General features: G+C 39.7%; 9 protein-coding genes and 1 tRNA gene. All 10 read right to left on the reverse strand.

What is annotated here, in order from left to right:
• Positions 1-616: 616 nt before the first annotated feature.
• Positions 617-4894, reverse strand: a complete 4278-nt coding sequence (gene rpoC, locus AAW12_RS03525) for a DNA-directed RNA polymerase subunit beta' (RefSeq protein WP_046672238.1) — start codon at positions 4892-4894, stop codon at positions 617-619.
• Positions 4895-4965: 71 nt separating this feature from the next.
• Complete coding sequence (rpoB, locus tag AAW12_RS03530; RefSeq protein ID WP_046672286.1) at positions 4966-8775, reverse strand: DNA-directed RNA polymerase subunit beta; 3810 nt, start codon at positions 8773-8775, stop codon at positions 4966-4968.
• Between the two features lie 168 nt (positions 8776-8943).
• Complete coding sequence (gene rplL / locus AAW12_RS03535; protein WP_002992785.1) at positions 8944-9321, reverse strand: 50S ribosomal protein L7/L12; 378 nt, start codon at positions 9319-9321, stop codon at positions 8944-8946.
• A 78-nt stretch (positions 9322-9399) separates the two neighbouring features.
• Positions 9400-9918, reverse strand: coding sequence for a 50S ribosomal protein L10 (gene rplJ, locus AAW12_RS03540; protein WP_046672239.1), 519 nt, complete (start codon positions 9916-9918; stop codon positions 9400-9402).
• A 2-nt stretch (positions 9919-9920) separates the two neighbouring features.
• A complete protein-coding gene (gene rplA, locus AAW12_RS03545; RefSeq protein WP_046672240.1) occupies positions 9921-10619 on the reverse strand; it encodes a 50S ribosomal protein L1 in 699 nt (232 codons plus the stop codon).
• Positions 10620-10641: 22 nt separating this feature from the next.
• Entirely contained in the window at positions 10642-11085 is a 444-nt protein-coding gene (rplK, locus tag AAW12_RS03550) for a 50S ribosomal protein L11 (RefSeq protein ID WP_028072660.1), read from the reverse strand.
• 268 nt (positions 11086-11353) lie between these two features.
• The gene (locus tag AAW12_RS03555) at positions 11354-12961 is read right to left on the reverse strand and encodes a S41 family peptidase (protein ID WP_046672241.1); all 1608 of its coding nucleotides are present in this window, start codon (positions 12959-12961) and stop codon (positions 11354-11356) included.
• Positions 12962-13032: 71 nt separating this feature from the next.
• Positions 13033-13578 carry a transcription termination/antitermination protein NusG gene (gene nusG, locus AAW12_RS03560; RefSeq protein ID WP_046672242.1) on the reverse strand — a complete coding sequence of 182 codons (546 nt, stop codon included), beginning with the start codon at positions 13576-13578 and terminating at the stop codon, positions 13033-13035.
• 20 nt (positions 13579-13598) lie between these two features.
• Positions 13599-13793: a preprotein translocase subunit SecE gene (gene secE / locus AAW12_RS03565; protein WP_028072657.1), complete on the reverse strand. Its 195-nt coding sequence runs from the start codon at positions 13791-13793 to the stop codon at positions 13599-13601.
• A gap of 23 nt (positions 13794-13816) precedes the next feature.
• Positions 13817-13887, reverse strand: a tRNA-Trp gene (locus AAW12_RS03570).
• Positions 13888-13900: the final 13 nt, after the last annotated feature.

The following is a 13900-nucleotide window of genomic DNA, read 5'->3' on the forward strand; positions in this document are numbered from 1 at the left end:
TGTTTTCTTAAAGAACTTTTGTCGCTTCAACTTCCGTATCCGCTATATTCCGACAGGCATTGCGCCCCTCTTTATCGTTTTGTTTTTCCCTTCGTTTCCGTTGGGACTGCAAAGGTAGAAATCTTTTCTGAACTTCCAAAAACTTTCTGAAGTTTTTTTTCTTTTCTCTTTTTCCGATTTCCGCGTTTAAAATAAACCCAGCGGGATTTTAAATCCTGCCAAACTCCCTTAAACCCTTCTTTTTTTCATGGTTTCTTCCTGCGAAGCAACCGTCCCTCCCTTGCGGAGTGGTGCAAAGATAGGGAGTTTGTTAACAAACTTCCAAGCCTTTTGTTTATTATTTTTTAATATTAAGGTTAACTAACTGTAACATTGAACGATTCATTTAAGATAGCTATGCCTTAAACCGTCCTATCAGGTAAAATTAACCAATTAAACGGCCAAGCTGCTCGCTATAAATTTCAGTTCACGCCCTCCCCTAACAAGCAATTTCACAGCTAAAAGGGTAGTTAAATATATTTTACGACCTTCTTCAATATCAAATAAGGTTACTATAGAAACAAGAAAGGTCCAGACATTCGTCTGGACCTTTCTATATAAAATAATCTATGATAGATTAATCTTCTTCTTTCGAAGCCAACAATTGATCGTACTCCTCGCGAGAGCCGACGATTAAATTGCTGTACTGACGGATACCTGTACCAGAAGGGATCAAGTGACCAACGATTACGTTTTCTTTCAAACCTAATAAGTTATCACGTTTACCTGCGATGGCAGCCTCGTTCAACACCTTTGTAGTCTCTTGGAAAGAGGCTGCAGAGATGAACGATTTCGTACCCAATGAAGCTCTTGTAATACCTTGCAACAATGGACTTGAAGTTGCCGGAATTGCTTCACGAACTTCAACAAGCTTTAAGTCACGACGTTTCAGGCTAGAGTTCTCTTCTCTTAACTTACGTAAAGAAACAATCTGTCCCGGACGTAAGTTATTGGAGTCTCCTGCATCAACGACAACTTTCTTGTCAAACAAGGAATCATTTTCTTCCATGAAATCCCATTTGTTAACCGCTTCTTTTTCTAAGAAACGCGTATCTCCCGGATCTTCGATGTTAACTTTTTGCATCATTTGGTGAACGATCGTCTCGAAGTGTTTATCGTTGATCTTCACACCTTGCAGACGGTATACCTCTTGGATACCATTCACAATGTAATGTTGTACCGCTGATGGACCTTTGATCGACAAGATATCCGCAGGAGAGATCGAACCATCTGATAATGGCATACCCGCTTTCACAAAGTCATTATCCTGAACAAGGATATGTTTAGAAAGAGGTACCAAGTATTTCTTGATTTGACCATCACGAGACTCGATAGACATCTCACGGTTACCACGTTTCACACCACCCAACGTTACCACACCATCGATTTCTGTTACAACAGCAGGGTTAGAAGGGTTACGTGCTTCGAATAACTCGGTTACACGTGGTAGACCACCCGTGATATCTCGTGTTTTACCTGTAGAACGAGGGATCTTAACAAGGATACCACCTTCTTTCACAGTCACACCATTAGCAACTGCAACGTGGGCGCCTACTGGGATATTGTAGGTACGAATAACCTCGCCTGATTTATCAAGAATCTTGATGGATGGGTTTTTCGTTTTATCACGTGTTTCAATAATTACCTTTTCTTTGTGACCAGTTTGCTCATCTGACTCCTCACGGAAGGTAACACCTTCAATGATTGCATCAAATTCAACTTTACCGGCAAATTCGGAAATAATTACTGCATTATATGGATCCCATTCCACTAATTTATCACCTTTAGACACGTTGCTGCCATCTTCAACAAATAACTGCGAACCGTAAGGGATATTTTGCTGGAACACGATTTTATTATGTGCATCGATAATCTTAACCTCACCAGAACGTCCTAAGACAACTTGATGTGTACCATTATCATTTGTTTGCGAAACAGTACGTACGTTTTCAAATTCGATTTTACCATCGTATTTAGAAATAATACTTGAATCAGCAGCAATGTTCGATGCCGTACCACCCACGTGGAATGTACGAAGTGTCAACTGTGTACCTGGCTCACCAATTGATTGAGCGGCGATAACACCCACAGCTTCACCTAACTGAACACGCTTACCTGACGCCAAGTTACGTCCATAACAACAAGCACAAACACCGCGCTTAGACTCACAAGTTAATACCGTACGGATCTCAATTCCTTCAATACCAGCTTTTTCGATAGTCTCAGCGATTTCTTCGGTGATATCTTCATTTGCAGAAACGATCAATTCCTCTGTATCTGGATGGAATACATCATGCAATGGCGTACGACCCAAAATACGATCGAACAATGGCTCAACAACATCATCATTATCTTTCAATGCTGTTGTATAAATACCACGCAAACCACCACAATCTTGTTCCACAACGATCATATCTTGTGCTACGTCATGTAAACGACGGGTCAAGTAACCCGCATCCGCTGTTTTCAATGCCGTATCGGCAAGACCTTTACGCGCACCGTGGGTAGAGATAAAGTACTCCAATACGGACAAACCTTCTTTAAAGTTTGATAAGATCGGGTTTTCGATAATCTCACCACCAGATGTACCTGATTTTTGAGGTTTCGCCATCAAACCACGCATACCACATAACTGACGGATCTGCTCTTTCGAACCACGGGCTCCAGAATCCAACATCATGTAAACTGAGTTGAAACCTTGATTATCATTCGAAAGAATATCCATAACGTGCGCAGTCAATCTGTTATTAATACGCGTCCAGATATCGATGATTTGGTTGTAACGTTCGTTGTTTGTAATGAAACCCATGTTATAGTTATTCATTACTTCTTCAACCTCGTTAGTTGCTTGTTGAATCAATTCAGCTTTCGCAGCAGGAATGTTCAAATCTTCCAAGTTGAAAGAAAGACCACCTTTGAAGGCTGTTTGATATCCCAATTCTTTCATATCATCCAAGAACTGTGCTGCACGAGCCATACCCGTAGTCTTCACAATCTCACCGATGATATTACGCAACGATTTTTTAGTAAGCAATTCATTGACAAAACCCATTTCATCAGGAACAACTTGGTTGAAGATCACGCGACCTACTGTTGTTTCTAACAAGGTATCAACGATGCTACCATCTTTTTGTCTAACTTTTGTTTTTACTTTAATCCAAGCGTGAAGGTCAATTTGCTTCTCATTTAAAGCGATGATAACCTCTTCAGCCGAATAGAAAGTCATATCTTGACCTCTTACGATATGATCGCCAGCAGTTCTACGGCCTTTAGTAATATAGTAAAGACCCAATACCATGTCTTGAGATGGTACTGTGATTGGAGAACCATTCGCAGGGTTTAAGATATTGTGCGCGCCTAACATCAAGATTTGGGCTTCCAAAACTGCAGCATTACCAAGAGGTAAGTGGACTGCCATCTGGTCACCGTCAAAATCGGCGTTGAACGCTGTACACACTAATGGGTGTAATTGAATAGCTTTACCTTCTACCAATGTAGGTTGGAAAGCCTGAATACCCAAACGGTGAAGCGTAGGTGCACGGTTTAGTAATACAGGGTGACCTTTCAATACATTTTCAAGGATATCCCATACCACAGGATCTTTACGATCCACAATTTTCTTAGCTGATTTTACTGTTTTTACAATACCACGCTCGATCATCTTACGGATGATAAACGGTTTGTAAAGTTCAGCAGCCATATCTTTAGGAAGACCACACTCGTGTAATTTCAAGTGAGGACCTACAACAATTACCGAACGAGCCGAATAATCCACACGCTTACCTAACAAGTTTTGACGGAAACGACCTTGTTTACCTTTTAAAATATCAGATAAAGACTTCAATGCACGGTTACCTTCTGTCTTAACAGCATTCACTTTACGTGAGTTGTCAAACAAAGAGTCTACCGCTTCTTGAAGCATACGTTTTTCGTTACGTAAGATTACTTCAGGAGCTTTGATTTCGATCAAACGTTTTAGACGGTTGTTACGGATAATCACACGACGGTATAAGTCATTCAAATCCGAAGTCGCAAAACGACCACCATCCAAAGGCACTAAAGGACGCAATTCAGGTGGAATGATTGGAACGATTTTCACAATCATCCATTCTGGACGATTCTCGATATTTTCACGTGAGCTACGGAAAGCTTCAACCACATGAAGACGTTTTAAAGCCTCATTTTTACGTTGTTGCGAAGTCTCATTAGCAGCTTGGTGACGTAAGTCGTATGACAATTGATCCAAATCAATACGTTTCAACAAATCTTCCAACGCCTCAGCACCCATCTTAGCAACGAATTTTTGAGGATCGTTATCGTCTAAATATTGATTTTCTTTTGGTAGGGTATCTAAAATATCTAAATATTCTTCTTCAGTCAAGAAGTCCATGAAGTTGATACCATCTTCTTCCTTAATACCAGCTTGGATAACCACATAACGTTCGTAGTAAATGATCATATCCAATTTCTTGGTAGGAAGTCCCAATAAATAACCAATTTTATTAGGAAGAGAACGGAAATACCAAATGTGTGCAACAGGAACTACCAAGTTGATATGTCCCATACGCTCACGACGTACCTTTTTCTCTGTTACTTCAACACCACAACGGTCACACACAATACCTTTATAACGGATACGTTTGTATTTACCACAGTGACATTCGTAATCCTTTACAGGACCAAAAATACGCTCACAGAATAAACCGTCACGTTCCGGTTTGTAGGTACGATAGTTAATCGTTTCCGGTTTTGTAACTTCACCACTTGAGCGTTCCAAAATAGTTTCTGGAGAAGCCAAGCTGATCGTAATCGAAGTGAAGTTGCTTTTAATTTTATTATCTTTTTTGTAAGACATACTTATTCAAAAGTTAAAGCTTTATAAAGAAGCCTTGAAGGACTGAGTCCTTCAAAGCCCTAATTGCTTAATTAATCCAATGTGATATCTAGACCCAATCCACGTAGCTCGTGTACCAATACGTTGAACGATTCTGGTACCGATGGTGTCGGAAGATTGTTACCTTTTACGATAGCCTCGTAAGTTTTGGCACGACCAACCACGTCATCCGATTTCACAGTCAAGATTTCTTGAAGGATGTTAGACGCACCGAATGCTTCCAATGCCCAAACCTCCATCTCACCGAAACGTTGACCACCGAATTGCGCTTTACCACCCAGCGGTTGTTGTGTGATCAATGAGTACGGACCGATTGAGCGTGCGTGCATTTTATCATCAACCATGTGACCTAATTTCAACATGTAGATTACACCCACTGTCGTTGGTTGATCGAAACGGTCACCCGTCAATCCGTTGTACAAATATGTACGTCCTGATTTTGGTAAACCAGCTTTCGCAACCCAATCCTGTACCTGATCCATTTCAGCACCATCAAAGATAGGTGTAGCAAATTTCACACCTAGTTTTTGACCAGCCCAACCCAATACGGTTTCGTAGATCTGTCCCAAGTTCATCCGTGAAGGTACCCCGAGTGGGTTCAACACGATATCAACTGGTGTACCATCTTCTAAGAATGGCATATCCTCATCACGTACAATACGTGCAACGATACCTTTGTTACCGTGACGACCGGCCATCTTATCCCCTACTTTCAACTTACGTTTTTTAGCAACGTAAACCTTAGCCATCTGCACAATTCCTGATGGAAGTTCATCACCGACAGATACTGCGAATTTATCACGTTTGAACGAACCTAACTCTTCATTAATTTTAATGTTGTAATTATGAAGGGCCATTTTGATCAACTCGTTTTTATCTTCGTCAGTTGTCCATCCCATTGGGTTGATGTTGTTGTAATCTAATTCAGCTAGAATTTTTTGTGTAAACTTAGCTCCCTTAGCAACCAACAACTCTTTATAGACATTGTATACCCCTTGGCTAGTTTTACCATTCACAACAGTGAATAATTTTTCAACCAAACGGTCTTTCAATGATTTAACCGCTCTATCGTGAGCAACCTCTAGTTTCTCTAAAGTTTTACGTTCAACCTCTTTAGACATTTTCTTCGCACGCGAGAATAACTTCGTATCGATAACAACACCTTTTAATGACGGTGGAGTTTTCAATGAAGCATCTTTCACGTCACCAGCTTTGTCACCAAAGATTGCACGTAACAATTTCTCTTCTGGAGAAGGATCAGATTCACCTTTAGGTGTGATTTTACCAATTAAGATATCACCGCCACCAACTTCAGCACCGATACGGATAATACCGTTTTCGTCCAAATCTTTTGTCGCTTCTTCAGATACGTTAGGAATATCAGCTGTTAACTCTTCTTCACCACGTTTTGTATCACGAACTTCAAGTTCGAATTCTTCGATGTGAAGAGAAGTAAACCAGTCTTCTTTCGCTACACGCTCAGAAATTACGATCGCATCCTCAAAGTTATATCCTTGCCAAGGCATGAACGCTACTTTCAAGTTACGACCTAATGCCAATTCACCATTTTCAGTCGCATAACCTTCACATAACACCTGTCCTGGTTCAACTCGTTGACCTTTCTTAACGATAGGCTTCAAGTTCATACATGTATTTTGGTTGGTTTTCTTGAATTTGATCAATTTATACGTTTTGACATCATCATCAAATGATACAAGACGATCATCGTCGTTTCTGTCGTAACGGATTTTGATTTCATCAGCATCTACATATTCTACTACACCATGACCTTCCGCATTGATCAATGTACGCGAATCTTTCGCAACACGACCTTCAAGACCAGTACCTACGATAGGCGCTTGCGGACGCAATACAGGCACGGCCTGACGTTGCATGTTTGATCCCATCAATGCACGGTTAGCATCATCGTGTTCCAAGAAAGGAATCAATGAAGCCGCAATAGATGTAATTTGGTTTGGAGCAACGTCCATATAATCAAGCATATTAGGCTCGATAATTGGGAAGTCACCCTCATATCTGGCTTTCACTTTCGCATCTTCGAAATTACCTTTGTCATCATACAAAGCATTCGCTTGTGCGATTGTTTTACCATCTTCATCCTCAGCAGATAAATATACAACCGGCTCATCAACCACAACAACCCCATCTTTTACCTTACGGTAAGGAGTCTCGATAAATCCTAAGTGGTTAATTTTCGCATGTACAGCCAATGAGGAGATCAAACCGATGTTTGGACCTTCAGGAGTTTCAATTGTACAAAGGCGACCGTAGTGTGTGTAGTGAACGTCACGAACTTCGAAACCTGCACGCTCACGAGAAAGACCACCTGGACCTAAAGCTGACAAACGACGCTTGTGCGTAATTTCAGCAAGAGGGTTAGTTTGGTCCATGAACTGAGACAACTGGTTTGTACCGAAGAACGAATTGATTACGGACGAAAGTGTACGTGCATTAATCAAATCAGTTGGCGTAAACACCTCATTATCACGAATATTCATACGCTCACGAATGGTACGAGCCATACGCGATAGACCTACACCAAATTGAGCATATAATTGTTCACCTACAGTACGTACACGACGGTTTGACAAGTGGTCAATATCATCTACTTCGGCCTTAGAGTTGATCAAATTGATCAAATACTTCACAATTGCAATGATATCCTCACGGGTTAATACTTTCGTATCATCCGGAGTTCCCAACTTCAATTTACGATTGATACGGTAACGACCTACATCACCCAAATCATAACGTTTGTCAGAGAAGAATAAACGATCGATGATACCACGAGCAGTTTCCTCATCTGGTGGTTCAGCGTTACGCAATTGACGATAGATATGCTCTACCGCTTCTTTTTCTGAGTTGGACGTATCTTTTTGTAAAGTGTTATATATAATAGAATAGTCTGCATTGTTTGACTCATCATCTTTCGCTAAGATAATAGACTTAACGCCAGCTTCGATGATCAAATCAATGTGATCTTCTTCTAGAACAGTTTCACGCTCAAGGATAATTTCGTTACGGTCGATAGATACTACTTCACCTGTATCCTCATCCACGAAATCTTCTACCCATTTTTTCAATACCCTAGCCGCAAGACGACGACCAACATATTTTTTAAGACCAGATTTACTAACTTTTACTTCATCCGCTAAATCGAACAATTCCAAGATATCTTTATCCGAATCGTAACCGATAGCACGCAATAAGGTAGTCACTGGGAATTTCTTTTTACGGTCGATATACGCATACATGACGTTGTTTACGTCAGTTGCAAACTCGATCCAAGATCCTTTGAAAGGAATTACCCTTGCAGAATAAAGTTTAGTACCATTTGTGTGTCTACTTTGACCAAAGAAAACGCCTGGTGAACGGTGTAACTGCGATACGATCACACGCTCTGCACCATTTACCACGAAAGTACCTTTAGGAGTCATATAAGGGATAGTCCCTAAATACACATCCTGAACAATAGTTTCGAAATCTTCGTGTTCTTCATCATTACAAGATAACTTTAACTTAGCCTTTAAAGGAACGCTATAAGTCAAGCCGCGCTCGATACACTCTTGGATATCATAACGTGGTGGATCAATGAAATAATCCAAAAACTCTAGCACAAAAATGTTTCTTGAATCAGAAATAGGGAAGTTTTCCGAGAATACCTTGAACAGCCCTTCCTGATGGCGGTTGTCAGAAGTAGTTTCTAATTGAAAAAACTCCTTGAAAGATTCCAATTGCACATCTAAGAAATCTGGATATTCCAATACTTTCTTACTTGTTGCAAAGTTTATTCTTTCTTGTTGAATATTATTGTTTGCCAAGGGAATATGAATTTTAGTTTTAAAAAAACTGCGCTTACATTTATGCTGTAAACCACGTGTCCACTGTGCCCAGCATATACACAGCATAGTGGCGTATTGATATAAATAGGAATAGACTCTGACGAAAAATCGTCAGAGTCTAAACCTTTTCGGGCTAATTAGTTGAGATTATTTAATCTCAACAACAGCACCAGCTTCTTCTAATTGTTTTTTCAAAGCTTCTGCTTCGTCTTTAGATACACCAGCTTTTAATTCTTTAGGTGCTCCGTCAACTAAATCTTTAGCTTCTTTCAAGCCTAATCCAGCTAAATCTTTAACCAATTTAACTACAGCTAATTTTTGACCACCAGCTTCTTTCAAGATAACGTCAAATGAAGTTTTCTCTTCTGCAGCAGCAGCACCACCTTCAGCTGGAGCAGCAGCTACAGCAACAGCAGCAGCAGCAGGCTCGATGCCATACTCGTCTTTTAAGATATCAGCTAATTCTTTAACTTCTTTTACTGTTAAGTTAACTAACTGTTCAGCAAGTTGTTTTAAATCTGCCATTTTATTTTGAATTTTTGAATGTACTTTATAAAAATTGTTAATTAAATTGTAACGAATGTTTCTGTTCTAGAGGATTCGTTAACCTCTTTCTTCTAAAGCTTTTACTAAACCTGCAACAGTATTTCCTCCTGATTGAAGAGCTGAAATAACATTTTTCGCAGGAGATTCCAAGGCTGCGATAACGTCCGCAATAAGTTCGTTTTTAGATTTAAGATTAACTAATGCAGTTAATTGATTATCTCCAACGAATGCAGTTGCTTCAATGAAAGCCGCTTTTAACAACGGTTTTTCACCTGATTTACGCAATTCTTTGATTAATTTCGCAGGTGCGTTAGCGACTTCTGAAAACATCATTGTAGACGCTCCTTTAAGCGTTCCAAAGATTTCTTCTTCATCAACACCAGCTTCGATTAATGCTTTCTTGATTAAAGTGTTTTTTACAGCTTTAATTTCGATGCCTTGTTCAAAACATTTACGACGAATGTTATTCACTTTTTCAACTGACAATTCAGCAGTATCGGTAATGTAGAAGTTACCGTAAGATTTAATCTGTTCGGCCAAAGCTAGAACAATTTCTTGTTTTTCTTCTTTTCTCATGATTAAATACCTGCTACTGATTTAGTCTCAATATGAATACCAGGACTCATAGTTGAGGAAATGTGAATACTTTTAAAGTAAGTTCCTTTAGCTGCAGATGGTTTCAAACGAGCTAGAGTTTGTAATACCTCTAGTGCGTTATCATATATCTTATCTGCATCGAACGACGCTTTACCAATAGAAGTATGGATGATACCGGTTTTGTCAACTTTGAAATCGATCTTACCACCTTTTACATCTGTTACAGCTTTACCAACTTCTGTTGTAACTGTACCAGTTTTAGGGTTAGGCATCAAGTTTCTTGGACCTAAAATACGACCCAATTTACCAACTTTAGCCATAACACTAGGCATAGTAATAATGATATCAACGTCAGTCCAACCACCTTCAATTTTGCTGATGTAATCATCTAAACCTACGTAGTCTGCACCTGCCGCTTTAGCTTCTTCTTCCTTATCAGGAGTACATAAAACTAAAACACGAACAGTTTTACCAGTACCGTGAGGTAATGTTGCAATACCACGAACCATTTGATTTGCTTTACGAGGATCTACGCCCAAACGAACGTCGATATCCACAGAAGCATCAAATTTGGTCAATGAGATTTCTTTAACTAAAGCCGAAGCTTCTTTCAAAGAGTATGCTTTACCAGCTTCAATTTTGGATAGTGCCGCTTTTTGATTTTTTGTTAATCTAGCCACTTTTCTTAAATTGATTTCTTAATTAATTGTTCCAAGGAGCATTACCTGATACAGTAATACCCATACTACGTGCTGTACCAGCTACCATTCTCATAGCAGCCTCTACAGTAAATGCATTTAAATCAGGCATTTTATCTTTAGCGATTGTCTCAACTTGTTCCCAAGTGATAGCCGCAACTTTTTTACGGTTAGGCTCGCCAGATCCACTTTTTAATTTAGCAGCGTCTTTCAACTGAACTGCTACCGGTGGAGTCTTGATGATAAAATCAAATGATTTATCAGCGTAAACTGTAATGACAACAGGTAATACTTGACCTGGTTTGTCTTGCGTACGAGCGTTAAACTGCTTACAGAAATCCATGATATTCACACCTTTAGCACCTAATGCAGGTCCTACTGGAGGTGAAGGATTCGCAGCTCCGCCCTTAACTTGTAATTTTACTAACGCACTGACTTCTTTTGCCATTTTGTTTTGAATTTAATTTTGTTAAATGTCTGTTAGTAAGTTGGAAGCAAATAACGTAACATTCATCGGCCAGGACGTAACACCCCAACCGAGGTGCAAAGTTAATAAGAAGATTTGAATCCTGCAAGTATCTAACTTTTAATTTTTCAGGAATTTATGTTTTTTTTATCCCCACCTAGATCCGACATCCTATTACAAAAAAAATAATCTTAGCACTTTTCTAAAAATCAAGGCTAAAAAAATCGGTTTTAACGAAGTCACAACAGCGCTACTGCCTTTTAATAATCTTCAACACCTTATCCAATACCGGATCCTTCCCTTTTACAACATCATCAACATTTCGTACAATGGAAACATCCGGCATAACACCCCGTCCCGCTTCGTTTACATGATAATAAGGCTTCACGTCCATTAAGCCAAAGCGCCACCGTAAATGGGAGTTTGGCAGTTTCAGTACAGGAAGAACTCCTGCAACCGTACCACTAGCAGCCCCGCCAGTCTCTTCACCAAAGAAAACAGCACGTTTCCCAACTTTCAGATTTGTAGCAATCAAACTCGCTGCAGAAAAAGTCCCGCCATCGATCAATACAAATAAATCACCGCGATAGCGATTCGCTTTTGATTTTTCAATTTTGCTTCCCGTAAGGTGAGTATAATTTATCCCATCTTTGGAAAAGGTCTTTGTCCAAGATACTACAGCACTTGGTATAATAAATGGTGATAAAACGGGATAAGACCAGCCTGGCAATCCTTTTATCTGATAGAACGGCAACTTGAATTTTGAGGTGATCACTGCTGGCTGAACAAATTGGAACTTATCCGCTTCTACCAGATAGCTATATAATTCACGAACATCGGACAAACGTCCGCCCAGATTGCCACGAAGATCCAAGATCAGGTATTGAACCGAATTAAGCTCCAGTCGATCAAAAATCCTTCGATAGGCTTCTTTTGGACGCCCATAGGAAAAGTCTGCCACCTTCAATAAAGCAATACTGCTATCGCCTTTGACAGGGAAAGAGAGCTGTTTGCTCATTCTTTTTAGATTGGCATTATAGCCGAATATCTTGCGCTGCTTTTTCGTATCGGACTTCTTTTCTATTGGCTTATCCTTCTTTTCCAAAGGCTTTTTATTCGGTTTTTCCGTATCCGCATGGCTTGTCCCGACCTTTCCCTTCTGTTCAGGTGCTTCAAATCTTCTGACAACAACCCGCTCATACGTACTATCGGCACGAGAAAACACCACAGCAATAGAATCGCGATACCCCAATTCCAATTGGTAATACCGCGGTAATAAACGTTCAAAAGCCTGATCTATAAATGTTGTATTATACCCATCCGAGGTAAAGGTTGGGCGATATTTTGTGTATAAATTTTGTGGCTGTATCCCTTCAATAGCCAGAATTTTTGATCCGACAATCAGCGTTGAATCTGCCGTTCCATTTTTTGAAAGATACAATGTATTTTCTTGCCAATGAAATCCTAATTGTGAGAAGGGTCCCTTACTTTTTTGGTAACGTACTTTATCTTTACCTTTCGGGTCAAATTTGGAAATAAGCGGGCTTAAGGTCATATGCCCCTGCCTGACTTGGGACAAAACAGCCGCTAATGCCAGCTGAAACTGGTTGGGTAGTAAGGGTTGACGGATCGTAGAACGGAGGCTATCAAACTTAGTCTTTAATTGATCTTCCCCTATATACAAAAACAGGTCCGGATGCATTTTCCATAAGTTATGCTCAACATAGTTGATATCTTGCTGCATAGCTTCCACTGCCAGGGGAGTTTCGATAAATCGATTATACTTCTCGACATTTGCACAGCTCAGCAATGTCAGCACATAAAACAATGCGAATAGATAAATACCTGGCCTTTTCATTTACGGTAAGATACAAAAAAAAAGCCTTCCAATTTTCATGAAAAGCTTTTCTCTATCGTTAATTACTAATCTTACTCTTTTTCTACTTGCATGTAGTTCAGTTCAAGTGGAGTCTTACGACCGAAGACTTTCACCATCACGATTAATTTCTTTTTATCTTCGTGGACTTCTTCGATCTCTCCAGTAAATCCATTGAAAGGACCATCGTTTACTTTCACTGTTTCACCCACATAGTAAGGAACGTTAATGGTTTCACCTTGTTCGGCCATTTCATCCACTTTACCTAAGATACGATTTACTTCTGCTTGGCGTAAAGGGACAGCATTACCAGCTTTATCTCCCAAGAAACCAATGACGCTATTGATATTTTTGATGATGTGCTCCAACTCACCGTCAAGAGCTGCTTCCAATAAAACATAACCAGGGTAGTAATTACGTTCTTTAGCAACTTTCTTTCCATCGCGCATCAAGTAGTATTTTTCCATTGGAATCAACACCTGAGGAATCAAGTGCTCAATACCTAAACGGCTAACTTCGGCATCAATATATTGCTTTACTTTCTTTTCTTTACCACTTACAGCACGAACTACGTACCACTTTAAACCTTGATCTGCCATAAATAAATACGATTGAAAAATTAAGAAGCAATACCGTACAAGAATTCTAACCCTACACTTGAAGCTTTATCCATCACAAAGACAACCAATGCAATAAGAAGAGACGCAACAAGCACAATAACAGCTGAACTTTGTAACTGAGACCATGTAGGCCAAGTCACTTTCTCAGTGATCTCTACATAAGAGTCTTTAAAAAAATCAAGTACTTTTGCCATTTTAGTTTATCTGTTTTTATAAGCACGGGCACCAGGACTCGAACCCAGACCAAAGGTTTTGGAGACCTTCGTTCTACCTTTAAACTATGCCCGTGTATTTCTTATTT

The sequence above is a fragment of the Sphingobacterium sp. Ag1 genome, assembly GCF_000988325.1.
In the GTDB taxonomy this organism is placed as follows: Bacteria; Bacteroidota; Bacteroidia; order Sphingobacteriales; family Sphingobacteriaceae; genus Sphingobacterium.

Bases quoted from the DNA above. Each gene is read 5' to 3' on its own strand.
- rpoC (WP_046672238.1), bottom strand. From the start codon at position 4,894: ATGTCTTACAAAAAAGATAATAAAATTAAAAGCAACTTCACTTCGATT.
- rplL (WP_002992785.1), bottom strand. From the start codon at position 9,321: ATGGCAGATTTAAAACAACTTGCTGAACAGTTAGTTAACTTAACAGTA.
- rplJ (WP_046672239.1), bottom strand. From the start codon at position 9,918: ATGAGAAAAGAAGAAAAACAAGAAATTGTTCTAGCTTTGGCCGAACAG.
- rplK (WP_028072660.1), bottom strand. From the start codon at position 11,085: ATGGCAAAAGAAGTCAGTGCGTTAGTAAAATTACAAGTTAAGGGCGGA.
- AAW12_RS03555 (WP_046672241.1), bottom strand. From the start codon at position 12,961: ATGAAAAGGCCAGGTATTTATCTATTCGCATTGTTTTATGTGCTGACA.
- nusG (WP_046672242.1), bottom strand. From the start codon at position 13,578: ATGGCAGATCAAGGTTTAAAGTGGTACGTAGTTCGTGCTGTAAGTGGT.
- secE (WP_028072657.1), bottom strand. From the start codon at position 13,793: ATGGCAAAAGTACTTGATTTTTTTAAAGACTCTTATGTAGAGATCACT.